Origin of the sequence: Akkermansia muciniphila, from assembly GCF_002884975.1 — a bacterium.
Taxonomy (GTDB): domain Bacteria; phylum Verrucomicrobiota; class Verrucomicrobiia; order Verrucomicrobiales; family Akkermansiaceae; genus Akkermansia; species Akkermansia muciniphila_C.
In genome coordinates, this window is the sequence record NZ_PJKB01000001.1 from 721,551 (window position 1) to 746,812 (window position 25,262).

Here is a 25,262-nt window from a genome sequence, read left to right on the forward strand (position 1 = left end):
ATAGTAATGGATTGGAAAAAGAGTTACTGGAGTTTTTTCAGGATGCTTTTAGCCTGCACGTCATCCTGGTCCGCCGCCTTCTGGAACCATTCACGGGCTTTGGCAGGGTCCTTGGGCATGCCAAAACCGGTGTGGTACATGATGCCCATGTTGTATTGTTCCGAGGCATAGCCTTCCGCAGCCGCCCGCTGGCGCATATGGAGCTGTTCCCTGGCTGCCGCGGCGGAGAGGCCCAGGGCCCGCGCGGCATCCGGCCACGTGGCGCCGAATTTGGAGGCGGAGGCGGCATATCCCGCAGCAGCGGCCTTGCGGTTCATTTCATCCGCTTTTTTCTTGTCCCTCTTCACGCCGTATTTGCCCAGCTCAGACAGGAACGCCATGCCCCAGTAGCCGCGGGGGCTGCCCAGCTCCGCCGCCTGCTGGAAGCATTCAAAGGCGTCCTCATATTTTTTGGAGCCCATGGCGCGCACGGCGTCGGAGATGTGGAGCTCGGCTTCCTTCAAGCCGGGGAATTCCGGAATGGCGGCCCATTCCCTTTTCAGTTCCTCCCGGTCCCTTTTGGACTTGGGGGGCATGCCGGACGGCCCGGAAAAGCGGAAAATGGGGAAGTATCCCTCCATGGCTCCCATGTTGCCCAGGCCGGACATCAGGAAGACGCCGGGAGACACCCTCCACATGTGCATGTACTGGATGCGGCCTTCCTGGAGAGATTCCTTGGCCACCCATTCCGGCATGTTCGCCGGCTCCCCGAACTTTTCCGTCAGGCCCACCAGAAGCGCCTTGTAGGCGGATTTCAGCTTGGTTTCATACTCGGAACCGCGGCATTTGCTGCGGGAGTAGAAAACAACGGCCCTCAAACCGCCGGAGGGGTCATAGTCAAAGTTCAGGGAAAAGGTCTGGCCGCCGATGGACTGCCTGGTCTTAAATACGCCGTTGAGGCCGGTGCGTGAAAGGAGGGCATCCGTGGGCGGCCCTTCAAGCTGCTTGCTCTGCCTCAGGGTTTTCAGCACCTGGTCCTTGTCCATTCCCACTTCCAGGTTTTCATACAGGGCGGCAAGCAGAGGGGCGCACGTAAGCGCGAAGAGTCCCGCAACATAGGCTAGTTTTTTCATGGAAAAAGTAATTGGGCGGTTTCCTACCAGACCGGGACGGTTTTCAAAAGGATAAAATGCGTCAGCGGAAGTGAGGAAAAATTTTCATAAAATATTTATTTCCAATCTATCCACAATCTTTTCAGATAATCCTCCCCCGTGAAGTCCGGGGGCATGGAATCATGGGTCAGCCGGAAGCCCGGAACGGCTTCCGCCACCATCCTGCGGAAGTCCGCGTGGCTCAGCTTGCGGCAATTGCTGGTGCACAGCATCCAGCCGCCGGGTTCCAGGCATTCGCGCGCCTGGGCCACCAGTTCCCCATAGTGGGATTCCACCCGGAACACCCTTCCCCGGTCATCCCGGGAGAAGGTGGGGGGGTCCAGAATAATGCCGTGGAAGGTGCGGCCCTGCCTGGAGAACCGTTCCAGCCAGCGGCGCACGTCCCCCTTGCAGAAATACTGGGTGGCGGGGTCAATGCCGTTCAGGCTGAAGTTTTCCCTGGCCCAGTCCAGGCACGGCTGAGCCAGGTCCAGCGTGGTCGTCTGAGCCCCTCCCAGGGCAGCATAAACGGAAAAGGCCCCCGTGTAGGCAAAGGTGTTCAGCACCCTCATGCCGGGACCGCTCCGTTCCCTCACCCGGCGGCGGTGGTCGCGCTGGTCCAGAAAGATTCCCTGGGAATAACCGGTGGACATGTCTATCTTGAAACGCACGCCCTGCTCCGTGACCGTGAATTGCAGGGGGAGTTCCGGTCCGGCTATTTGCACGGGCGCTTCCTTCTGATTCTGTTCCAGCCTTTTGTGGAACACGGGGATATCCAGTTCCCGGAGTTCGCGCTCCAAATCCGCAGGGATGGAGCAGTCCCGCGTGGAGACCAGAACGCGGTCTCCCATCTGGTCCGCAAATACGTCCGGGCGACCGTCTCCTTCCCCGTCAATCACGCGGAAGATGTCGGTATCAGCGGGAATCAATTCCTTTTTACAGTCCAGGCAATGGCGGTAGGTGCGGCTCACGGCTGGGCGAGATTACGGAATTTGACGACGGGGGGCAATGCAAAAGCAATAAAGAGAGGGGAGAATTCTGTGGGTGCAGGGCTGTTCCATTGCCGCGGAAATGGACTTCATGGACTTCATGGACAAAGTAAAGATTAAGTCCATTCTGTCCATCAGGTCTATTCACTGCCATTCCCCCATGGAGAGAGTCCGGGGAGCTCACAAAAAAAGGGAGCCGGATCCCGTGATCCGGCTCCCTAAGGATTGAGGCTGTTTTCCCAACGAGGGCCTTAGTCGGCGTACTGCTCGTTGAGGGCTTCCATGATTTCCTTGGAGGCTTCCGGGATGTTGGTGCCAGGGCCGAAGATGGCCACCGCGCCGTGTTCCCTCAGGAAGTCATAGTCCTGGGCGGGAATGACGCCGCCGCAGAAGACCAGGATGTCCGGACGCCCCTGCTTGGCAAGTTCCTCCACCAGGGCGGGCAGCAGAACCTTGTGGCCGGCGGCCAGGGAGCTCATGCCGATCATGTGCACGTCGTTTTCAATCGCCATTTTGGCGGTTTCTTCCGGCGTCTGGAAGAGCGGGCCTACGTCCACGTCAAAGCCGAGGTCGGCATAGGCGGAGGAGACCACCTTGGCGCCGCGGTCGTGGCCGTCCTGGCCCATCTTGGCGACGAGGATGCGGGGACGGCGCCCCGTGCGTTCGGCGAAGTCGTCCGTCATCTTGCGGACTTCCTCCACCAGCGGATCTTGACCATAGGTTTGAGCGTACACGCCGGTAATGAGTTTGATTGGTGCTTTGTGGCGCCCGAAGTGTTTTTCCAGGGCGGAGGAGATTTCACCCAGGGAGGCGCGGGCCTTGGCCGCCTTGATGGCAAGGTCAAGGAGGTTGCCTTCACCCGTGCGGGCGCATTCGGACAGGGCTTCCAGCGCGGCTTCGCACGCGGCGGAGTCACGTTCCGCGCGCAGCTTCTGCAGGCGGGCGATCTGGGCGTCCCGGACGGTGGTGTTGTCCACTTCCAGAATGTCCATCTTGGCTTCCTGTTCCAGACGGTATTTGTTGACGCCGATGATGGGCTCCTTGCCGGAGTCAATGGCGGCCTGGCGGCGCGCCGCGGCTTCTTCAATGCGCATCTTGGGCAGCCCGGTTTCAATGGCCTTGGCCATGCCGCCGAGTTTTTCCACTTCCTGAAGGTGGGCCCAGCCCTTGCGGATAAGCTCATTGGTCAGGTATTCCACGTAGTAGGAGCCGCCCCACGGGTCAATCACCTTGCAGATGGTGGTTTCATCCTGAAGATGGAGCTGGGTGTTGCGGGCGATGCGGGCGGAGAAGTCCGTCGGCAGGGCGATCGCTTCGTCCAGGGAGTTCGTGTGCAGGGACTGCGTGTGGCCGCAGGCGGCGGCCAGGGCTTCAATGCAGGTGCGGGTCACGTTGTTGAACGGGTCCTGTTCCGTGAGGGACCAGCCGGAAGTCTGGGAGTGCGTGCGCAGGGCCAGGGACTTCGGGTTCTTGGGATTGAACTGCTTGATGAGCTTGGCCCACAGCACGCGGGCGGCGCGCATTTTGGCCACTTCCATGAAGTAGTTCTTGCCCTGGGCCCAGAAGAAGGAGAGGCGCGGGGCAAAGGCGTCAATGTCAATGCCGGCCTTGATCCCGGTGCGCACGTATTCCAGGCCGTCCGCAAGCGTGTACGCCATTTCCAGGTCCGCCGTGGCGCCGGCTTCCTGCATGTGGTAGCCGGAGATGGAAATGGAGTTGAACTTGGGCATGTACTTGGAGGTGAACTCAAAGATGTCCGCAATGATTTTCATGGAGGGATCAGGCGGATAGATGTAGGTGTTGCGCACCATGTATTCCTTGAGAATGTCGTTCTGGATCGTGCCGGAGAGCTGGTCCAGCGTGCAGCCCTGTTCCTGGGCGGCCACGATGTAGAAGGCCAGCACGGGCAGCACGGCGCCGTTCATGGTCATGGAAACGGACATCTTGTCCAGCGGAATGCCCTTGAAGAGGATTTCCATGTCCAGGATGGAGTCCACGGCCACGCCGGCCTTGCCCACGTCACCCACCACGCGGGGGTGGTCGGAGTCATAGCCGCGGTGCGTCGCCAGGTCAAAGGCGATGGAAAGGCCCTTCTGGCCCGCCGCCAGGTTGCGGCGGTAGAAGGCGTTGGATTCCTCCGCCGTGGAGAAGCCGGCGTACTGGCGCACGGTCCAGGGACGGGCCACGTACATGGTGGCGTACGGTCCGCGGAGGTTGGGGGCCACACCGGCGGTAAAGTCCAGGTGCAGGCAGTCGTCGTACACGCTTTCCGAGTAGGTGGGCGGCACGGGAATCTGTTCATTGGTCATCCACGTTTCCGTTTCGGAAGCCGCAGCCGGGGCACCAGCCTTGATTTCAGGATAGGAGGCGGATGCAAAATCAGGAATATTGCTCATTGAATGAAATAGGTTGGTGGTTTTTAGAGGCCGATCTTGTTCTGGATGGCTTCAACGGTGTCGTAGCAGTTGGCCTTGACATGGATGAAGATATCCACGCCGGCTTCCTTGAACGCTTCCACATGGTCCGCCGGATAACCGGCAAGGGCCACCATCATGTCCGGCTTGATTTCCTTGAGCGCCTTGCAGAAGGCGGGAACGATTTCCGGATAGGTGTCGTCCGTGGAGCAGATCACGCACACGGCGCAGCCGCTTTCCGCAGCCGCCTTGGCCGCGTCTTCCGGAGTCTGGAAGCCGGACGGGTAAACCACGTCCAGGCCGCCGGCGCGCAGAAAGTCGCGGGAGAAGTCCGCCCGGGCCTTGTGCTGGCGCAGCGGGCCCATGTTGGCAAAGAACACCATCGGGCGTGAGCCCTTTTCCTCCACCCAGGCATCGGCCTTGGCAAGCAGGGATTCAAAGCGTTCCGCCAGGCGGCGCTTCGGCAGGGCTTCCATTTCCAGCGGTTCGCCGCACTTGCAGTCGGCGCCGGCCACCAGGGCCTTGTTGATGAGGCAGGTGGAGAAGCCTTCACTGGCGGCCTTGCAGGCGGAGTCCACGCTCATTTCCACGTCCGGGAGCTGTACGTCCGCATTCTTGCAGCAGCCGTGGCCCTTGGGAGCGGCGCAGGCGGAGCCTTCCGGCGTTTCCAGTTTTTTCTCAGCCAGGTTGACATACTGGTTGACGCCCACGATGGATTGGCGGCGCTGGTCGGCCAGCTGATAGCGCTTGGCGGCGGTAGCGTTCACGCTCTTTTGAATGGAACCGGCCTTGAGGGCCTTGATGATGCCGCCTTCCTTTTCAATTCCCTGGAAGACGTCCCAGATTTTCCGGGAGACTTCGTCCGTCAGGTTTTCCAGGTACCAGGAACCGCCGGCGGGGTCTACCACCTTGTCCAGGTTGCATTCGCCCAGCAAGATCAGCGGGCAGTTGCGGGCAATGCGGCGGGAGAATTCGTCAGGCATGCGCACGGCGGAGTCAAAGGGAAGCACGTCAATGCTGTCCACGCCGCCCATGATGGCGGAGAAGGCCTGGGCGGAACCGCGCAGCAGGTTGACCCAGGGGTCCACCTTGGAGAGGGTCCAGAAGGAGGTGCGGGCATGAAGCCTGATCCTGGCGGTTTCTTCATTGCCGCCGCATTCCTTTACAATGATGGCCCAGAGTTCGCGCAGGGCGCGGATCTTGGCGATTTCCAGGAACAGGTTGGCGCCGACGGAGACCGTAAAGCGCATGTGCGCGGCGGCTTCATCCACGGAAATACCGCGTTCCTCCATGGCGCGCAGGTAGGCCACGGCAGTCGCCAGCATGGCGCCCACTTCTTCAAAGGCGGAAGCGCCGGAGTCCGCATAAGGCAGTCCGCTGACGCCGATGGTCTGAAAGGCGGGAGCATTGGCAACGGCCCATTTGGTCATCACGGCCATCTGGTCATAGTAGGCGCAGATGCCCTTCCCCCCGCAGAGGGAGCCTTTCATCACGGCCTTGCCCACCGGGTCGTACAAAACGCCGCCCTTCAGGTCCGCCGTGTTGAAGCCGGCGGCCTTGTACGTGTTCAGGAACATGGAGAAAGTGCCCAGGCCGCAGGAGCCGGGGGTGATGTAGACAGGCTGCTTGTCAAGCTGGATGCCCTTGAGGGCGGTATTCCAGTCAGCCTGCTTGCGCAGCTTCAGGCCGCACTTGCAGTTAAGCTGGACGTTCACGGCAGTGAGGCCGCGGTCCAGGTCATGCAGCAGCTTGCTGTTGAAATCTTCCGGGGTGGAGGCAGGAATGCTCTGGGCAATTTCACAGGGCTTTTCCATGTAGCCCAGCGCACGCGTGCCGCGGCGGTACGGGAACTGCCCGGCAGGCATCACCGGAGCGTGTTCGTCCCACTTGTTATAGATGGGATGCAGGGTGATTCCCTCCACAAGCTTGGTGAAAAGCTTTTTGTCAAAGTCAGCCCCTTTCAAGGCAGCGACGGCTGCCTCACGCCATTCGGCGTATGTGGCTGGTGCGAATTCTCCGAAGTCAACCTCCGGAGCCGTTGTTTTGTTTCCCTGTTGCATGGCGAAGTCAATGGGTAAGGCCTAATATGTTGGTTTTTAGTCATGCGCAAACCAGGCCAGATTTAAAGCGCAGCGTTATTTTAGGAAATCAAACTATAAAGTCCAGCGAGAAAAACACTTCAAGCCCCATGAATGTGAATTTACTCCATCACGCGCGGCGAGCTTGCAAAAACGATGTAATTAGCGTAAATACCGGGATTAAGCATGCCCTCCTCAACTACCGTTAAACTCCCTGACCAGCTGGTCAGGCAGCTTCACTCCTTCCGGCGCCGTCTCAGAACGGTTAAGATGCTGGAAGCCGCATGCCTTGCAGGCATTGCCGTGATCCTCTCCTATCTTTTCCTGTATCTCTCCGACAGGTTGTGGGAAACGCCCTCCGCCGTGGGCTGGATTCTTTTTTTCACCGCCGTGGGCGGCCTGGCGGTTTTCATCCCCCTGTGGAGTTTCCGGTGGGTGTGGCAGCGGCGCAAGGAGGCCCAGCTCGCGCGCCTGATTTCCCGGACTGATCCGGCCCTGGGCGACCGGCTCCTGGGCGTCATTGAACTGGATTCCGAAAAGTACGGCTACCAGTACAGTTCTGAAAAATTGAAAGCGGCCGCCATGGAACAGGTGGCCCGTGAAGTTTCCGCGCGGGACCTGACGGTGAACATTCCCAGGCCCAGCCACAAAAAGCTGTTCGTCCTGCTGGCCATCCTGGCCTTATGCACGGCGGCCATATGCCTGGGTACCCCGGAAGCGGCGGGAAATGCCCTGGAACGCTGGCTCCGCCCGTTCAATCCTCCGGAACGCTACACGTTCACCCAATTGAACCCCACGCCGGATTCCCTGGTCATCCCCCTGGGGGAGAGCTTCCTGTATGAACTCCGGCTGGCGGAAACCACCAGGTCGCGCCCGCAAACGGGAGAATATTTCTTCCATAACAGGGTGCGCCAGCAGGCCCCCCTGGCGGATGGCGCTTATAAAATCCATATTCCGCCCATGCAGCAGCCGGACAGGCTGGAGTTCTTCGCGGGGGACATCGCCCGCCGCCTGAAAATCATTCCGAAGGCGCGCCCCTCCCTGCTGGGCGCCACAGCCACGGTGGCCTACCCCGCCTATATGGCGCGTCCCGACGGGCACGAGGCCATGCGCGCCGGGGTCATTTCCGCTCCGGAAGGCTCCACGCTGACGCTGGAAGTAACCGCTTCCCAGAACCTGCTGTCCGCGGTCACCGCGCAGGGAAAACCGCTCCGCGTGAAGGGGAGCAGCGTCATCATTCCGGATATCCGCCTGGAGAAGGACCCGCAGGAAATAGAACTTACCTGGACGGACCGCGACGGGCTGGCGGCCTCACAGCCCGTCCGGATACGCCTGGAACCCATTGAGGACAAACAGCCGTCCATTTACCTGAGAGGCGGGGAGAATGACCGCTACGTGCTGGAAGACACCAGCATTGAACTGGAAGTGGAAGCGGCGGACGACTTCGGCCTCCGGGAAATGGGGGTGGAATGGCAGGGGGAGAAGTCTTTTTACGAGGACGAGGAAGAGAACGGCTCCGCGGCTCCGGATCCGGCGAAGGCGGGCAAGCCCGTCCCGGGCCTGCGCGGGGAAAAGGGGCTGGCGGACGGCCATCCTACGCAAACCAGCCTGAAAGGCACTTACCTGTTCCAGGCCAGAGCGCTGAAATTGTCCCCCCAGCGCGTCGTCGTGCGCGGCTTTACGCAGGATTACAAGCCCGGAGGCAAACGCGTTTATTCGGAACCCATGATCATCTTCGTCCTCTCCAAGTCGGAGCATGCCCAGATGATCCGCAACGAACTGGAGCGCATCACCAGTGAGCTGGAAGGCATGATCCGCCGCATGGACGCCATGACGGACGAGGCCAGGCGCATGAAGGGAATGGAGGGCAGTGAGTTGAAGAATCCGGAGACCCAGGAGCGCCTGCATGCCCTGGCTGACGAGGAACAGGCCAACAGGCGTGAATTAAGCGACCTGCTCAACCGCTCGGAAGACCTGTTCAAGGAGGCCTCCCGCAATTCCCAGATAGATCCCGCCGGCATGAAGGAATTCATGAAGGGCATCTCCATGCTGAAACCCATCCCCAACGGTCCCATGAAGAAGGCGCAGAACCAGTTCCGGGCCTCCGCCTCCGAGAACCGCTCCGCGCAGGATAGCCGGAAGGACCTGGACGACGGAGAGAGCTCCCATTCCGACGCCACCCAGGCCCTGAAGGACGCCATGAACCAGCTTTCCAAGTCCGCGCAGGACATGGAGGCCAGCACCTTCGTGGCGCGGCTCAAGCAGGCCGCGGGCAAGGAAGATTCCATCGCGAACGCCCTGGCCGGCCAGATCAACATTATCGTGGGCATGACCATGGATGAACTGGACCCCTCCACCAAGCGGGAGATGGAAACCATCGCCACCCTTCAAAACGCCTCCACGCAGGACATAGGCTGGATTCTGGAGGACCTCAGTTACTACAAGTCCCGCACGGAGGAACGCATTTACAGTGATCTGTACAACCAGATGACCGCCTTCTCCCTCCGGGAAAAGCTGGACCTGGTGCACGGAAACATCCTGAACGCGATCACGGCGCGCTCCATTGACGAGTCCCGCCTGTACGCCTCCACCCTGCGCCACTGGGCCAAGCTGATAGACGACTATAAGAAGAACCGCGGCGGCGGTGGCGGCGGCGGTGGAGGAGGAGACCAGAACTCCATTTCCGACGCCGAGTTTGAGTTCATGCTGAAGGTCATCCGCATGATCCAGCAGGAACAGGACATCCGCATGCGCACCCGCGCCGCCGAACAGGAACACCGCAAAGCACCCACCCCTCCCGCCGCATGAATACCGCCAACCTTCCAGCCATGATTCTGGCGCTTTCCCTGCCCTGCGCCGCCGCTCCGGATTCCGCTCCGGAATATTCCGCCAAGCACAAGGAAACGGCCGCCAAACTGGCCGGGCAACAGGACGAACTCCAGGCGGACACGTCCGACCTCATCATGGGAGAGACCAATGAGGAAGTGGTGGAACTGCTGAAAAAATGCCGCCATGCCATGAATGACGCCGTGGACCTGCTGGAGATATACAATACCGGCGGCCAGACGCTGGCCGCCCAGTCGGAAGTGATTGAGCTGATTTACCAGGCTGCCAAGGCCAAGATGACCAACGCCGGCGGAGAACCCAAGCCGGGAGGACAGGCCCTGATGGACATGCTGCGCCAGCTCCTGGGCATGGACAGTGATTCCCAGGCCATGGAGCAGCAGGAAGGGGACGGAGAAGGCCAGGGAAAAGGAGAAAACGGCTCCCAGAAAGGCAAGGGGAACAATCCCGGACATGGCGCGGACGGGAAATCCAACATGGCCTCCACCCAGGAAAAAGGAGTCTCCAACCCGGACATGGCTACGGAAACGCGTTCCGTCCCCAAATCCACCGGCATGTCCGCGGATGACATGCCGGCCGAATTCCGCAAGGCGCTGGACGCCTACAACAAGACCCTTCAGAAGTAGCCGCCATGAACGCGGCACGCGCCTGCCCCATGAAGAACCATTAATCCATTTCCCCGATGAAAAAAGCCCCCATCCTCCTTACCCTTCTCCTCGCCTGCTGCATGGCGGCTATCCCGCAGAACGCCGCCGCCCAGTCCCCCGTGAGGATGTCCTCCCCCGTGCCGCCCCAGGTGGAGCTGATGTATGTGAAAGGGCTCCGGTACCTCCAGAACGCCCAGAAAACGGACGGAACCTATGAAGGCACCTACGGGCAGGAGCCCGGCATCATCGGCTTCTGCCTCATGTCCGTGCTGGCCCACGGGGACGACCCGAACACAGGCCCGTACGCCACCATGGTGCGCCGCTGTGTAAATTACATCCTGGCCAAGCAGAACAAAGGGTCCGGCTACATTGGGGATTCCATGTACAACCACGGCTTCGCTACCCTGGCGCTGTCTGAGGCTTACGGCATGGTGCGGGACGACCGCATCGGCCCCGCCCTGCGGAAAGCCGTGGCCCTGACGCTGACCGCCCAGAAGAAGAACAAGACGGGCGGCTGGCGTTATTCCCCGGAGTCCACGGATGCGGACAGCACGGTGACCGGCTGCCAGATCGTCTCCCTGTTTGCCGCGCGCAACGCGGGCATTCCCGTTCCGGACGAGGCCTTTGAACGCGGCCTCAAGTACATGGCCTCCTGCCGTGACAAGAAGGGAGCCTACGGGTATACCAGCCCGACGGGCCCCCGCGTCACCCTCACGGCCATCGGCTCCCTGACGCTGTCCCTGGCGCGCCGCAAGGCGGACCCCTCCTTCAAGGACTCCCTGGCCTACCTGAAAAAGAACATGAATTACCGGGATTCCTCCTACCCGTTCTACTTTGAATATTACATGTCCCAGGCCCTGTTCCATGCAGACCAGGAGGCATGGAAGGAATGGAACTATAAAAACATGCGCTATCTGGGAGCCTCCCAGACCCCCAACGGGTCCTGGCTTTCCGACCATTCCGCGGCCTACTCCACCTCCGCGGCCCTGCTCTCCCTGGCGCTCAATTACAGATTTCTACCCATTTATGAACAATAGCATCCTCCTTTCCCTCCTGCTGGCTCCGGTGTTCCTGCCGACCGCCTGGGGCAATTCCGTCGTGGATGTAGTCACGGACAGCAACTACCGCCTCCGCGGAGAGATCGTCTCCTACGGCAAACAGGGCATCGTCATCAAGCACCCGGCCATGCGCCAGAACGCGGTTATCCTCCCGTCGGAAATCCGGGCCCTTTATTTCACCGGAACCTCCTCCCCGGACCTCCGTTCCAGAGACAAGATTTTCATGGCTACCGGGCACCGGGACATCATCCCCTGCAATATCATCTCCATCACGCCGGACAAGGTGCAGTACCGGGACATGCTGGGCAATGAACGCTCCATCCCCCGCAGCCAGGTGGCCGGTTTCCGGCTGGACACCATCCAGGAAAAAGGATTCTGGCAGGAACCCCTGATCTTTGACAACAGCTGGGTTTATTCCAGCAACAGGGGGGATGAGGATTACCGCACCCAGGCCGGAAGAAAACTGATGAACGCCCTGAAACCGAAAATCCAGGGTGACAAGTACCAGTACAGGCTGGGCAACAGCGACTATCCCACCTGGACGCCCCTGTACAAGAACATCGGCCTGGACCCGTCTTCCTTCACCTTCCGCACCACCATGACGATGGACGGCAACAATGACCGCGCCGGCATTGTCTTCTGCTTCGGAGGGAATGAGAATATCGCCTTCCGGTCCAATTCCGGGAGCAGCCTGAACAGGCTCATGCTGAGCATCGCCCCCGGCAAGTGCACCCTGCTCAGGGAACAGAAGTCCGGCATCATTATCCTGGGGGAAGTGGACATCCCAACGCCTACCCTGACGGAAGGCGTGGACATCAGGCTGACGGCCTCCCGGCAGGGAGACCATGAACAGGTTTACGAGCTGCTTGTGGGAGACCTGCCCCCCAAGCTGATGACGGATCCCAGCCCCCCGGAACAGCCGCTGCAGGGGGACGCCTTCGGCCTTCAGATGGAAGGGCACGTCTCCCTGACCATCAGCAGGCTTGCCCTCTCCTCCATCACCCTGAGCGCCAAGTCCGTCACCAAGAACGGGAGCGCGGATACGGATCTTGTCCTGACCAGGGAGGAGGACGCCATTCCCGGTTCCGTCAGCAGCTACAACAGCAGGAACAAGGTACTGACGCTTTCCACAGACAAGGAATATCCGGACATTCCCCGGGAGCTCTCCATCCCGGCCAGGTATCTGGATACGGTCTTTTTCGCGGAACCTGAAAAAAAGGATGACTCCCGTACTCCCGTGGGCCACAGCATCCTGATGAAGGACGGCTCCCGCCTGCATGGCGACATCCTGAGCATGGACTCCGGAAAAATCATCCTGCGGCATTCCCAGCTCGGCCAGATTTCACTGCCCCTGAAAAATATCACCCGCGTGGAATTCCTGAATTCCGCACAGCCCACCCGCTCCACCCCCTGATGCCCTCCACCATATGAAACAAGCAATAACGCTTTTCCTGGGCGCCTGCGTCCTGCTGGCTGCCGCCCATCTTCCCGGTGCACGGGCGGAAGGGGTCATTACGCTTAAATCCGGGGAAAAACTGCCGGGCAGCCTGGACACGCTGGACAGCCCGTACATGAAAGTCCGGTCCACCATCCTTTCCAAGCCTGTGGATGTAAAGGTGGAGGAACTGGACGAGCTGGTTTCTTCCCGTCCGCTGGACATTCCGGCCCAGTTTTCCGTCATCCGTCTTGCCAACGGGGATGAATTTTACGGCACGCTGAAGGCGCTGGATACGGAAAGCCTTCAACTGCAAACCGCGTGGGGCGGCCTGCTTCCCGTCAACAGGAAGTATGTGCAGCACATCGGATTCGATTCCCAGAAAGCCTACCTCCGCAACGCGACGGAATCCCTTCAGGGCTGGAAATCCTCCGCCAACAGCATGCTGCCGGAATGCCGCAACGGCTACTGGATCATGCGCGGCTCCAACAATACGGACCTTCAAACCACCTTCCCCACGCCGTCCCGGCTCCACGTGCAGTTTTCCCTTTACCATACCAATACATTCCGGATTACCCTTTCCCTCTGGCAGAATCCTGATTCCGGAAGCAGCATTGACCTGGCCCTCTCCCTGGAAAAGGCGGAACTTGCCAAGAACAGCTCCGGCCAGTACCGGACGCTCGGCAGGGTCAAGCGGGATACGGCGCGGAACTGGTATGCGGACAAGACCATTAAACGTTCCGACGTTCATTTTTACGCGGATCCGGAAAAGGGAAATTATTACCTGTACATTAACGGCGAACAGGTGGCCCGGTGGGAAGAGCTCAAGGAGATGGACAATATCTTTGAGAATGAAAACGGGGATGAGGAAGAAGAGAAGGAGGCCTCCAAAAAACATGAGTTCAAACCGGGCAACACGTTTGTCGTGAGCGGTTATGACGGCTTGAACATGGCCATGTTCAACCTGAACGTGTTTGACTGGAACGGCGCGCTCCCCCACCTGGCGGACGAACAAGACATTATTTCCAAATATGACGGGGACGCCCCCAGGGACAAAGCCCTGCTGGTGAACGGGGACGTGCTCAGAGGCGCCATCTCCCTCCAGGAAAACGGCACCATCCGCATTAAGTCGGACCACTATGACGTTACCCTTCCCACGGCCAAGGTGCGTGCCCTGGACCAGAAAAACCAGGGGGAGAAGAAACTGCCGGAAGAGGCGTCGGACACCCGCGTTTTCCTGACGGACCAGAGCATCCTTTCCCTGAATCTGGAGTCCCTCAGGGACGGCTTCATGGAGGGGCGCTCCGCCGCGGTCGGAAAGGTCAGAATCCCTCTGCAATCCATCAGGAAGGTCCAGTTCAACCTGCAAAATCCGGAACTCCGGAAGCAGAGGGAAACGCCGTTCCGGAGCAAATAGAGGTGCTCCTGCGCTTTCCTGCCGGGGAAAAACCGCTCACAGGCGCACGTCAGTGCTCCTCCATCTCCTCCGCCCGCCGCACGGCTCTTTTCACGGCCTGGATCCAGGCATTGCGGAAACCGCATTCATCCAGCGCGTTCAGCGCGGCAATGGTGGTGCCGCCGGGGGAGGTTACCTCATCCCGCAGGGCCATGGGATGCTTCCCCGTCTGCTCCTGCATGCGGGCGGAACCCAGCATGGTTCCCACGGCCAGCTCCAGAGCGGTTTTCCGGGGCAGCCCCATGGCTACGCCCGCGTCTGAAAGAGCATCCAGCACCGTGAACATGTAGGCGGGGCCGCAGCCGGAAATGGCGGAAACGGCGTTCATCTGGGATTCCTGTACCTTGTAAACGGAGCCGCAGCCGGAAAGCAGCCGCCGGGCGGCTTCCTCATCTTCATCCGTCACGCCGGTGCCCGCACTGTAGGCAATGACGCCGGCCAGCACCATGCACGGGGTATTGGGCATGGCGCGCACGATGCGCGTTCCATCACTGGCGCAGGCTTCCATGTCATCCAGGGAGATGGCGGCAGCTATGGAGATCAACAGCGGCAGTTCTGCGCCGCGCTCGGAGAGGGAGGAGATAAGCGGCAGAATTCCATTCGGTTTTACGGCCAGAATAAGAACTTCCACCGCATCCGCCGCGGCTGCCTCCGTGGGCGCTTCATGAACGCCGGGGTATTCCTCCTGAAGGGCCTGCACGTTTTCATGGTGGTGGTCGTACACCCAGACGTTCTCCGGAACCACCGCTCCGGCTTTCAGCATCCCCCTCAGCAGGGCTCCGCCCATTTTTCCCAGTCCAATGATACCTGTTTTCATAGTTGAAGATTTTTTGCGGTTAAAAACGTAAGCGCTTTATAGAAAATAATATTAATGACGGTCTGTGAAAATGAAAGGTAATGATGATCAATTCCCTTTGCAGAAACAGCCTTCCACATGGTCGTTCACAAACCCGGCTGCCTGGAAAAAAGCGTAGCAAATCGTTGAGCCGAAGAATTTGAAACCCCGTTTTTTCATGTCTTTGCTCATGGCATCCGACTCGGGAGATGTGGCGGGAATCTGACTCAGAGTCTTGAAATTATTAACAACAGGCTGCCGGTTGGGAAAGAATGACAAGGCATACTTGTAGAAACTGCCGAATTCTTCCTGGATAGCCATAAATAATTTTGCATTATTGACTGTGCTATTGATTTTCAGCCGGTTTCTGACGATCCCGTCAAATTGCATCAACCGGTCGATGTCTTCTGGCGTCATCTGCGCTACTTTCTCCACATCAAAGCCATGAAAGGCTGCCCGGTATCCTTCGCGTTTCCGGAGGATAGTGATCCAGGCTAATCCCGCCTGGGCGCTTTCAAGCACCAGAAATTCAAAGAGGGTCTTGTCATCCGTGACGGGTTTCCCCCATTCTTCATCATGGTATTTTATATACAGTTCGTCTGTTCCGGCCCAGCCGCAACGCGCATTGATGATGTCTTCCATAGGTCTCCAGGTTAAAATTCCTTTTTTCTGAACAGCCACGCGGCCAGCGTCATGTGAAAGACAAAATACCCCAGCGTCATCAGAGCCAGCGTGCCGAACAGGGAAAGGGGGATCATCTGCCCGTTCAGGGCGGAATCCGTTACGGAATAAATCTGGAAGTTCGGAAAAACCAGGGAGAAGAGGCGGCTGCCCGCCAGCTCCCACCAGGAGACACCCCCGGTTCCGGAGCCCACCCACAGGGAAAGAGCCTGCGTCTGGAACAGCCCCGCCAGGTACACCATGAACGTCAGCAGCGCGCTGATGATGGTTCCGTTGGTAATGCAGGACATCAGCAGTGTCAGGGAGGAAAGCACCACGAACTCGCACATCATCACGCCCAGCCCCGTCTGCACGTTCCAGGTAGCGCCCTGGAGGCGTATCCGGTCCAGGTACGGCTGCATTTCCTCCACGGTATAACGCCCTTTCAGGGAGGCGATCTGCTCCGCCACCACCGTATCCGTCCGCAGCCACAGCACCAGCGTCATCACGGCGTCCATCAGCAGTACGGCCACCAGGGTGAGGGCCAGCACACCCAGCACCTTTCCCATCAGGTAGTCAATGCGCGGAACCGGCTTGCACAGGATGGTGTACAGGATGCGGTCCTCCGCATCCTTGGGGATAATCAGGGCCGTGGCCGCCACGCAGAAAAACAGGCCGAACACCCGCATGGCGCCGTAAGCGGAGTTCTTCAGCAGCACCAGTTCATTGATTCCCCCGGTCTCCGGCCCCAGCACCGCGCTCAGGCGGAAGGAGCTCAGGGCCAGCAGCGCCACGGCAAAGAGGCCCAGAAAAAGGAACACCTTCATGCGCACCAGCTGCGTGAAGGTGGTACCGGCGATTACGGCCATGCGCCTGGGCGAAGGTATATAACCGGAGGTAATCCATGCCATGCGGACCATCTTGCCGTATTCCGGAACAAATAAAAGAGCTTTTTATTTCATGTGCTGAACTCCTTCCGCCTTGAAGAAGCCCCCCTCCCGTGCTCTCATGGGGCGCGTATGAGTTTAAGATCCCAACTGGAAGAACTGCTCCCGGAACTTTTGCCTTCCGATCCGGCCCAGGCCATCAAGGGAACCGAACTCATCCGCCTGGTCCGCCTGAGGCTGGGGGAGGAATATTCAGACGCCTCCCTGCGCTATCATTTCTCCTTCATGGCCTCCGAGCCGGACTCTGAAATCGCCAAGGTGGAACGCGGCCAGGGTTATTACAAACGCGTGCGGGACCGGGAGGGAAAGCCGGCCGCCAGGGGGCTTTTGCCCCTGTTCCTGGGGGAAAACGAACCGGACGCCCTGAACTGCCGCGCCAAGGCCCTGGCTCTGGCGGTGCGCCAGTATGACACCACGGGCCGCGGCGTCTTTGTATTCAGCACCAGTGAAACGGGAGCCTCCTGGGTAAAGCCGGACCTGGCCGTGGTGGAATGGCCGGAAGGGGAATGGGAAGGAAACGCGCTGGTGTTTGACAAAAGCGCGCTGCAGCGCCGCCGCATGATCGGCGCGCCCATGATGGGCATCCGTGGCGTATGCGTGGCCCGCATGCCAGGAGGGGAAGACGGCAGGAGGGAATTTTTCCGGACCCTGGCCACGTCCCGCTGGGCGCAGTGCGGGGAGCTCGTCATCGTGGGGGAACTTCCGGATGATTCCGAATGCGCCGCCCTGCGCGGCCTGGCCGCAGAATTCGGCATAGGAGTCCTCTGCCTGGAAATTGCGGACGAACGGCTTTGCGAACTGCCGGGAGCGGAGGAGATTTTCAAGGCCGGGGATGAGGAATGCGCCGCCCTGCTGGCGGAGCTAACGCCCGTGCGCCTGGCTTCCGGCCGGGTGAAAGCGCTTGAAGCCGATACCGGGGAAACCCTGGGCGGGGAATTCGGCGCCCTGTTTGACTGGCTGGCCGCCTGCCTGGAGCGCGGCAGCGTGGAGGAATATGAATTCCGGGTTTCCTGCTATTGAACACGGCAGAGAGATTCTTGACAGAACTTGCGTATTGAATTAAAGATTTTCCCGGCCCCAACCCGCCCCCAACCCTGACATGGAACAAGAAACCCTGGTTTATCCGCTTGCGAACAATACCGTTCTGCAAGACAAGTATACAATATTAAACGTCCTGAACGCCGGAGGCTTCGGCATCACTTACCTGGCTCTGGACAATCCCAATTCCCGGTACGTCGTCATCAAGGAATGCATGCCTGACGCCTACGCCTACCGGGACATGGAAACCGGGTTCGTGCACCCGCGGGACGAACAGACCGCCGTCAACTTTGCCCAGAGCATTTCCAACTCCCGGCAGGAGGCGTCCGTGCTGGCCCAGCTCAGCCACCCCGGCGTGGTGCAGGTGTTTGACATGTTTGACGCCAACGGCACCTGCTATTACGTCATGGAGAATATCCAGGGGCAGACCCTGTTCGACCTGATGACCACCATGCACGCCACCGGGCAGAGCATGGAGCCGGCCCGGGCCACGGACCTGCTGTTCCGCCTGCTGGATATCCTGCATTACCTTCATGCCATGGGGGTGTACCATTGCGACATCAAGCCGGGCAACATCTTCATCCAGCCGGACGGCACGCCCAAGCTGATTGACTTCGGCGCCGTACGCACCAAGACCCTCCAGCACCAGGGCCTCGTCCAAATCACCCCCGGCTACACGCCGCCGGAATTCTATCCGGGACGCCGCAGTGAAATCGGCCCCTGGTGCGACATGTACGAGCTGGGAGCCACGTTCTACGAACTGCTCACCGGCCAGGTTCCCCAGCCCGCGGACCAGCGTTCCGTGGTGGACCGCAACCCGAAGGTGACCGGTTACGCCGCCTTGCGGCAGACATACCCCATGAACTTCCTTTCCGGAATTGACAAGGCCCTGTCTCCGGATGAACGCAACCGCTTCCATTCCGCCAAGGCATGGAACGACTATATTAACGCCATGGCCGCCGCAGGCACCCTGCAGGCCGGAGGAGTAGCGCGGAAGGCCCTGCCCAAGGCCAGGAAAAAATCCTCCGCCGGGACCGCTTTCTTCATCCTTCTTCTCATTGCGGCCGCCGCCGTCTGGATATGCTGGAAGCAGGGCCTGATCAACTTCTGATCCCGGCTCCTTCCCATGATTGACCTGACGGAAGAACTGAAAGCCAGGGCCATGCAGGGGATGCATCTGCCGCCCCTGCGCCTGGACCCGGCCGCCATCCGGACCGTGATGATCAATGAGGTGGTTCCGGAGCGCCCGGAAGATGACTTTTACGGGAACGCGCCCGCGCCCCTGTACCTGTCCACCGCCCTGCCCCTGTTCCGCCGGGCCGGACTTCAGGCCGCTTCCATCCGGGAGGTGACGGATAATGGCATTTACATCACCAACGCCGTCAAGACGCCCAAAAGGGAAACCACGGTTCCCCAGGCCATGATAGAAGAGAGCCTTCCCGTGCTGGAACGGGAATTGTCCCTCTTCCCGAACCTCCGCGCCGTGATGCTGATGGGGGATGTCGCCAAGAAGGCATTCAACCTGATCGTCCGCAAAAGGACCGGGAAAAACGCCATTCCCTCCGGCTCCACCTATCAACTCCGCAGGACGCCCTTCCATGCCATGGGCCTCCGCGTTTTCCCCTCCTACATCATGACGGGGCGCAACCTCCTGATTGAAAAGTCAAAGATGGCCATGGCCGCGGAGGACATCCGCGCCATGCTTGAGTTCATCCGCAGCCAGGAGCAGCCCGGCCAGCCGTCCGGTCAAGGGAAGCAGTAAAACAGGATAAGCCTTTCCGGCATTTCAGCAGGCACCTGCTCAAATCTTTCCATTAAAGTTGAATGGCCGCAGAGGCTTGCCGCGCCCCGGCGCAACAAGGGCTGAACCGAACGGCTCAGCCCTTGAAATGCGGTTGTGAACGGGAAGCCGCGTTTTACAGGCTTTCACCGAAGTCCTGGCGGTACTTGGCCGCCAGTTTTTCAGGCCAGTCGCTCTTGGCGCGGAGCTTGCCCATGAAGAAGCGCAGGACGGGCGGTTCCTCCACGAATTCCAGGCCGCCGATCAGGTCGCGGTTGTCGTAGAGCCACTTCATGCGGTCCGCTACGTATTTGACCTGGGAGAGCGTGAAGACGCGGCGCGGGAAGGCCAGGCGGAGCAGTTCCACATCCGCCAGAATGTCGTTGCCGTTTTCGTCGCGGACGCTGGAGAGCGTGCCGCGTTCCATGCCGCGCACGCCGGAGGCGATGAAGAAGGCCGCCGCCAGGGCCCCGGCGGGATAGTCCTCCTGCGGAATGTGGGGCAGGAAGCGCCCGGCGTCAATGTGGGCGCCAAGCCCCCCGGCAGGGGTCACGCAGGGAATGCCCATGTCCACCATCTGGCCGATGAAGTATTCAATGAAGGAGGGGCTCTGGGAAATCACGGTCAGGTCCGTGGTTTCATACAGGCCCACGGCCATGGCTTCAATTTCACGCACGGAGATGCCGCCATAGGTCAGGAAGCCTTCAAAGAGGGGAACGAGGTGCTCCATCTTCTTGGCGATGGCCCGGTCATTCGTGCAGATGCCGCCGCCGCGGGAGGAGGAAACCTTGCGGGCGGAGAAGTACACCAGGTCCGCCAGGCCGCACATGGTTTTCAGGATTTCAGCGCAGGTGGAGTCCTTGAACTCATCCTCCCGCATCTTGATGAAGTAGGCGTTTTCCCCGATCAGGGAGGCGTCCAGCACCATCATGATGCCGAATTCATCGCAAATGCCGCGGATTTCCCGCATGTTGGCAATGGAGAAGGGCTGGCCGCCGATGAGGTTGGTGGAGGCCTCCATGCGCACGAAGGGAATCTTGTCCGCTCCGTGCCGGGCGATGCAGTCGCGCAGCTTGGCCGGGTCCAGATTGCCCTTGAAGGGGTTGGTGCTGACCGGGTTGATGGCTTCATCCGCCACCAGTTCCTCAATCTTGCCGCCGTTCAGGTCAATGTGGGCGTGCGTGGTCGTGAAATGGTAGTTCATGGGAACCACGTCACCGGGTTTCACGAAGGTGCGGGCGATGATGTTTTCACAGGCGCGGCCCTGGTGGGCGGGAAGCAGGTATTCCTTGCCGAAGACGTCCTGCACGGCCTTTTTCAGGCGGTCAAAGCTCTGGGAACCGGCATAGGCGTCATCCGCCCGGAACATGGCGGCGATCTGGTTGTCGCTCATGGCGTTGACGCCGGAATCCGTCAGCATGTCCAGATAAACGTCATTCGTGCTCAACTGGAACGTGTTGAAACCGGCTTCCTGCGCGGCTTCCAGACGGCGTTCCACGGGAACGAGGTGCAGCTTCTGCACGACACGGACTTTGTGCAGTTCCAGGGGAATCTGCTCTCCATTGTAAAATTTGACAACGTTGGATGGTTCTGAATTCATAAAATAAAAGATGGGTAAAAGTATAGCAGAATGAACTCTTTCCGCAACATAAAAGGAATGCCCGCGTCTTTTTGCGCCCTCCGGAAAGGCAGGTATGCCGCTGGCAGGAAAAATGTGGAACTTCCCGGCGGAAGCCCCTAGCGTGACACCCTATGAAAGAACACTGGAAACTGATTCAGCAGCATCTGGGGCTGGATGCGGACGGCATCCCCGGCCCCCGGACGGCCCAGGCTCTGATGGAAAAACTGGAGATCTCCCAGCCGGAGCATTCCTGGCCCAGCCAGGAGGAGGTGCGCTCCGGAAAATCCATCTTCGGCCGGGCGGGGGATGAAAGCAACCTGACCAGCGTCAGGCTGCCCTACATCATGAGACTTGCGTGGGACAGGGACACGACCGTTTCCACCATGCGCTGCCACAAGCTGGTGGCGGAACCGCTCACCCGCATTTTCCAGGCCACCCTGGACCATTACGGCATGGAGAAGGTGCGGGAACTGGGGCTGGACCTGTACGGCGGCTGCTTCAACAACCGCTCCATCATCGGCGGCAAGGCCACGTCCATGCATGCCTGGGGCATCGCCGTGGACATGGACCCGGACAGAAACGGCCTGAACATCCCTGCACCAAAAGCGGTACTGTCCGGACCGGAGTACGCGGCCTTCTGGCAGTTCGTGGAGGCGGAGGGGGCCGTATCCCTGGGGCGCGCACGGGATTACGACTGGATGCACTTCCAGTTCGCCACCCTTTAACCGGTGCGGCTTATTCCGTGCGCCAGCCCTCCTCCCAGCGGCGGCGGAGGGCTGCCCAGTCCAGCCCTTCCCCGCCATGCCCCAGGAAGGAGCGTTTTTTCAGTTCCCGGAAGTTTTCTCCGGGCAGATGGAGCAGCTCTCCCCGGTCATAGGCGTCCTGGTCGCACATGCCGTTAAAAACGGGAGTCCATTGCCAGCGGCGCACGCCCAGGTAATTCTTGAACGTATCCACCAGTTCCGTCGTGCAGTTGGCAGTGACGGTGTTGTAGTAACGCGGGCGTTCATGGAGGCTGTTGATTTTCTCCGCAAACCCCAGGAAGGCCTTTTTCAGGTTCTCCCTGTCTATGTTGATGCGGTACAGGTACATGTCCTCCTTCCGGTAGGTGGTGCGCAAGTCGAACAGGTCTTCCTCGTCCGCCAGAATGTAAATCACGTTGAACTGCTTGTAGAGGCCCGGGATGGTCCCCTGCTCCACCCCTTCCGGCAGGCGCGTCTCTACGGACAGGGCCAGATGCTTCCCATCCTCAAAGCCGAAGGAGAGCATGGTATGGGCCACAAATTCCATTCCGTCCCAGTGGCTCACGGCAAAGTCCAGCGTGGCCAGCTTGTCCAGGTCAAAGCGGCGCGTCACGTAGCGCACGTCAAAGTCCTGCTCCGTCCGGTAAACAAAGCTGCGCACGTCTTTCACCAGGATTTCATTCCCGTTGATTTCCACGGCGGGCAGGCGGCTCCATGACGGCTGCCATTCCTTGCCGTTCGTCGCCGGAATGCACAGGTAATACACAAGCAGCACGGCCAGCACACCCCAGGAGGCGCGCCAGAATACGGGCCGCTTCCTGCGGAAAACAAAAGCGCAGGCCATGGCGGCTACGTAAAGCCATACCAGAACGGCGCCGCCCCATACATTGTAAAACACCACCCCGGCCGCCCACACGGACAGGCCGAACCACGCCGAAAACATCAGGACACGGGCAGCTATCAGGCCCGCATGGCGCAGGGTTGGCAGGTGCATGGAAGGTAAAAAGGAGGCCGCGCGTTCCGGTTCATGAAACGCGCGGCCTGTTGGGGGGTTATCTGAAGGAAAGGCCCTTTACCTTGTCTGCCAGGACTTTCAGCACGCGCTGGTGCGCGGCGTCCACTTCCGCGGCCGTGAGGGTCTTGGCCGGGTCCCTGTACAGGAAGGTGTAGGCAATGGATTTGCGGTCCGCCGGGAGCTTTTCACCGGAGGGGTCCGTGAATACGTCAAAGCAGGAGTAGCCGGCGAGCAGTTTTTCCCGTGCGGCTTCAATGGCCTTCACGATGTCCGCATTGGGCGTGGAGAGGGGCAGTTCCATGGCCGCGTCACGGGAGGAGCCGGGGAACTGGGGCAGTTCCGCGGCCTTCACGGGCGCGGTGAGGACTTCCTGCATCTTGCGCAGGTCCAGTTCCGCCACGTAAACGGGCTGGTCCAGGCCCAGCTCCCGGCAGCGCGCCAGGGACAGGCGGGCGAAGTAGCCGCAGGCCTTCCCGTCAAGCTGCACATCCGCCCCCAGGGCGGCCTGTTCGCGCGGTTTGGCGGGCGCCAGCGTAAAGCGGTGGCCCGGAGCCAGCGCTTCCATCACGGCCAGCAGGTCTTCAAAGGAGGCCTGTTCCGGCCTGGGGTCCGCCCAGGAGCGCGCCGTGCGGTCCCCGGAAACCAGGATGCCCAGGGTATCCGTTTCAATGTCCCTGCCCTTGCCGCCGCCCGTATTGCGGAAGACGCGGCCAAGTTCAAAGAAGCGCAGGCCGGAGACGCCCTGGTTGCTGTTGCGCACGGCGGCGGCAATCAGGCCAGGCGTGTGCGCGGGGCGCAGCACGGAGTGGTCCTCGCTGAGCGGCAGGGACACGCGGATGAGGTCACCGTCCTGAAGGGGGCGCAGGGGCAGCGCGTCCTTCACCTGGGCAATCGTGCCGTCAGCGGCTTCAGAGGCGATGAGCTTGATGGTCTGGGTTTCATAGAACCCCAGGGCCGCCAGCTTGCGGCGCAGGCCCATCTGGAAATTGTAGGCCACGTCTACCGGGGATTCCGTGACGAAGGGGCCGGAGAAGCGGGACGGAATGCCGTCCAGCCCGAAGACGCGCACGATTTCCTCCAGCAGGTCGCACGGGCGCGTAAGGTCCAGGCGGTGGGGGGGGATCAGCCAGCATTCCGGGGCGTCCGGGACCTGCATCAGGCCCAGCGCCGCCAGGATGCGCGCGCCTTCCTCATGCGAAATGGAACCGCCGGACATCTGGTCCAGAGCCTCCCAGGGAAGCTTCACGAAGCCCAGTTCATTGGTCACCGCGGCACCCTTCCCCTGCTTCAGGGAAGCGAACGCGGAAACGGGGCCGTCCGGCTCCCCGCAGGAAGGCATGCAGGCATGGGCCGGATTCGCCACGGGGGCGCCGGCCACATACGTTTGGGAGGCCGTGCCGCCCGCCAGTTGGAGAATCAGTTCCACGGCCCGCACGGAACCACGCAACACGTTCCAGGCGGAGGTGCCGCGTTCAAAGCGGTAGGAGGAGTCGGAAGACAGGGCCAGCCTGCGGGACGTGGCGCGCACGGAGGAGGGCTTGAACCAGGCGGATTCCAGAATGACGTCCGTAGTGGCGTCCGTCACGCCGCTTTCCTCCCCGCCCATCACGCCGCCGATGGCGAGCGCCTTGCCGGACTGGTCCGCAACGACCAGGTCCGTGCAGTTGAGGGTGTATTCCTGCCCGTCCAGGGCCTTGAAGGTTTCCCCTTCGTAGGCGGTGCGGGTGACGATGCCGCCCTGCACCTTCGCCGCGTCAAACGCGTGGAGGGGCGTGCCCAGTTCATGCAGGACGTAGTTGGTGACGTCCACGATGTTGTTGATGGGGCGCAGACCGATGGCGACCAGGCGTTCCTTCAGCCATTCCGGGCTTTCCTGCACCTTCACGCCGCTGATTTTCACGGCGGTGTAGTACGGGTTCAGGTCCGGCTGGTCCAGCCGCACGAAATCCCCGGCGGGTTCCAGCTCCACCCCGGCGTCATCAATGGAAACGGGCCTGTACTCCCGTCCGGAGATGGCGGCCAGTTCATACGCCATGCCGTTGTGGGAAAGCAGGTCCGGACGGTTGGGCGTCACTTCCACTTCCACCATCGTATCCGCCTTGACGACCTGGGAGATCGGCGTGCCGATTTCCAGCTCCTGCGGAAGAATCCAGAGGCCGTGCTCCTTGTCGGGCAGCCCCAGTTCGGAAGCGGAGCAGAGCATGCCGCGGGATTCCACGCCGCGCAGCTTGCCCACCTTGATTTCAAAGTTGCCGGGCAGCACCGCTCCCGGCAGGGCGCAGGGAACCTTGTCCCCCACCTTGTAGTTCTGCGCGCCGCACACGATCTGGTGCAGCGTGCCGTCTCCCACGTCCACCTGGCAGACCTTCAGGCGGTCCGCCTGGGGATGCTGTTCCGCGGAGGCCACGCGGGCCACCACCACGTACGGGGAGTCCACGCCCTGCTGGCGGATGTCTTCCACTTCAATGCCGGCAAAGGTCAGCATGTCCGACATTTCATCCACGCTCAGGCCGGCCAGGTCAATATACTGGGAAAGCCAGTTAAGGGAAATTTTCATATCTGGGTAAGGTAA

At 60.5% G+C, this 25,262-nt stretch carries 19 protein-coding genes; 9 read left to right on the plus strand and 10 right to left on the minus strand.

Going from position 1 to position 25,262, the window contains the following annotated elements; translation table 11 throughout:
- Positions 1–23: 23 nt before the first annotated feature.
- The 4 genes from CXU21_RS03040 to CXU21_RS03055 form a co-directional block, all read right to left on the minus strand.
- Positions 24–1,112: a tetratricopeptide repeat protein gene (locus tag CXU21_RS03040; RefSeq protein ID WP_102725009.1), complete on the minus strand. Its 1,089-nt coding sequence runs from the start codon at positions 1,110–1,112 to the stop codon at positions 24–26.
- A 95-nt stretch (positions 1,113–1,207) separates the two neighbouring features.
- Positions 1,208–2,101 carry a class I SAM-dependent methyltransferase gene (locus CXU21_RS03045; RefSeq protein ID WP_102725010.1) on the minus strand — a complete coding sequence of 298 codons (894 nt, stop codon included), beginning with the start codon at positions 2,099–2,101 and terminating at the stop codon, positions 1,208–1,210.
- 269 nt (positions 2,102–2,370) lie between these two features.
- Positions 2,371–4,515 carry a methylmalonyl-CoA mutase gene (scpA, locus tag CXU21_RS03050; RefSeq protein WP_102715926.1) on the minus strand — a complete coding sequence of 715 codons (2,145 nt, stop codon included), beginning with the start codon at positions 4,513–4,515 and terminating at the stop codon, positions 2,371–2,373.
- A gap of 23 nt (positions 4,516–4,538) precedes the next feature.
- Complete coding sequence (locus tag CXU21_RS03055) at positions 4,539–6,593, minus strand: methylmalonyl-CoA mutase family protein (RefSeq protein ID WP_102725011.1); 2,055 nt, start codon at positions 6,591–6,593, stop codon at positions 4,539–4,541.
- 204 nt (positions 6,594–6,797) lie between these two features.
- Here CXU21_RS03055 and CXU21_RS03060 point away from each other — a divergent pair, with 204 nt between their 5' ends.
- Genes CXU21_RS03060 through CXU21_RS03080 form a run of 5 tightly spaced genes read left to right on the plus strand, consistent with a single transcriptional unit; the run spans position 6,798 to position 14,012 of the window.
- Complete coding sequence (locus tag CXU21_RS03060) at positions 6,798–9,419, plus strand: hypothetical protein (RefSeq protein WP_146016932.1); 2,622 nt, start codon at positions 6,798–6,800, stop codon at positions 9,417–9,419.
- Positions 9,416–10,081 (plus strand): hypothetical protein, encoded by a 666-nt coding sequence (locus CXU21_RS03065; protein WP_102715919.1) that lies wholly within the window; start codon positions 9,416–9,418, stop codon positions 10,079–10,081. The genes CXU21_RS03060 and CXU21_RS03065 overlap by 4 nt, the downstream gene beginning before the upstream one ends.
- A 56-nt stretch (positions 10,082–10,137) precedes the next feature.
- Positions 10,138–11,139 (plus strand): prenyltransferase/squalene oxidase repeat-containing protein, encoded by a 1,002-nt coding sequence (locus CXU21_RS03070; RefSeq protein ID WP_102725013.1) that lies wholly within the window; start codon positions 10,138–10,140, stop codon positions 11,137–11,139.
- On the plus strand, positions 11,129–12,574 hold the full coding sequence (locus tag CXU21_RS03075) for a hypothetical protein (protein ID WP_102715915.1): 1,446 nt from the start codon (positions 11,129–11,131) through the stop codon (positions 12,572–12,574). The genes CXU21_RS03070 and CXU21_RS03075 overlap by 11 nt, the downstream gene beginning before the upstream one ends.
- Before the next feature lie 13 nt (positions 12,575–12,587).
- Entirely contained in the window at positions 12,588–14,012 is a 1,425-nt protein-coding gene (locus tag CXU21_RS03080) for a hypothetical protein (protein WP_102725014.1), read from the plus strand.
- 49 nt (positions 14,013–14,061) lie between these two features.
- On the opposite strand, the gene proC is transcribed toward CXU21_RS03080, so the two are convergent.
- The 3 genes from proC to CXU21_RS03095 all read right to left on the minus strand — a co-directional run bounded on the left by proC (position 14,062) and on the right by CXU21_RS03095 (position 16,415).
- The gene (gene proC, locus CXU21_RS03085; RefSeq protein ID WP_102725015.1) at positions 14,062–14,868 is read right to left on the minus strand and encodes a pyrroline-5-carboxylate reductase; all 807 of its coding nucleotides are present in this window, start codon (positions 14,866–14,868) and stop codon (positions 14,062–14,064) included.
- A gap of 87 nt (positions 14,869–14,955) precedes the next feature.
- On the minus strand, positions 14,956–15,528 hold the full coding sequence (locus CXU21_RS03090; protein ID WP_102725016.1) for a DNA-3-methyladenine glycosylase I: 573 nt from the start codon (positions 15,526–15,528) through the stop codon (positions 14,956–14,958).
- A gap of 11 nt (positions 15,529–15,539) precedes the next feature.
- Positions 15,540–16,415 (minus strand): hypothetical protein, encoded by an 876-nt coding sequence (locus CXU21_RS03095; RefSeq protein ID WP_146016933.1) that lies wholly within the window; start codon positions 16,413–16,415, stop codon positions 15,540–15,542.
- A gap of 150 nt (positions 16,416–16,565) precedes the next feature.
- Between CXU21_RS03095 and CXU21_RS03100 the strand changes: the two genes are divergently transcribed.
- The 3 genes from CXU21_RS03100 to CXU21_RS03110 all read left to right on the plus strand — a co-directional run bounded on the left by CXU21_RS03100 (position 16,566) and on the right by CXU21_RS03110 (position 19,293).
- Positions 16,566–17,513, plus strand: a complete 948-nt coding sequence (locus CXU21_RS03100) for a hypothetical protein (RefSeq protein ID WP_102715905.1) — start codon at positions 16,566–16,568, stop codon at positions 17,511–17,513.
- A 79-nt stretch (positions 17,514–17,592) separates the two neighbouring features.
- Positions 17,593–18,642 (plus strand): serine/threonine protein kinase, encoded by a 1,050-nt coding sequence (locus tag CXU21_RS03105; protein WP_102715903.1) that lies wholly within the window; start codon positions 17,593–17,595, stop codon positions 18,640–18,642.
- Positions 18,643–18,660: 18 nt separating this feature from the next.
- Complete coding sequence (locus tag CXU21_RS03110) at positions 18,661–19,293, plus strand: uracil-DNA glycosylase family protein (RefSeq protein WP_428992366.1); 633 nt, start codon at positions 18,661–18,663, stop codon at positions 19,291–19,293.
- Between the two features lie 154 nt (positions 19,294–19,447).
- Here the strand turns inward: CXU21_RS03110 and CXU21_RS03115 are convergent, their stop codons facing one another.
- On the minus strand, positions 19,448–20,911 hold the full coding sequence (locus tag CXU21_RS03115) for a tryptophanase (protein ID WP_102725019.1): 1,464 nt from the start codon (positions 20,909–20,911) through the stop codon (positions 19,448–19,450).
- Between the two features lie 152 nt (positions 20,912–21,063).
- On the opposite strand from CXU21_RS03115, the gene CXU21_RS03120 reads away from it, so the two are divergent.
- The gene (locus CXU21_RS03120) at positions 21,064–21,657 is read left to right on the plus strand and encodes a M15 family metallopeptidase (RefSeq protein WP_102725020.1); all 594 of its coding nucleotides are present in this window, start codon (positions 21,064–21,066) and stop codon (positions 21,655–21,657) included.
- Between the two features lie 10 nt (positions 21,658–21,667).
- Here the strand turns inward: CXU21_RS03120 and CXU21_RS03125 are convergent, their stop codons facing one another.
- Both CXU21_RS03125 and pheT read right to left on the minus strand, forming a co-directional pair.
- On the minus strand, positions 21,668–22,669 hold the full coding sequence (locus CXU21_RS03125) for a DUF4105 domain-containing protein (RefSeq protein ID WP_102725021.1): 1,002 nt from the start codon (positions 22,667–22,669) through the stop codon (positions 21,668–21,670).
- A 58-nt stretch (positions 22,670–22,727) separates the two neighbouring features.
- A complete protein-coding gene (gene pheT, locus CXU21_RS03130; protein ID WP_102725022.1) occupies positions 22,728–25,247 on the minus strand; it encodes a phenylalanine--tRNA ligase subunit beta in 2,520 nt (839 codons plus the stop codon).
- Positions 25,248–25,262 lie beyond the last annotated feature (15 nt).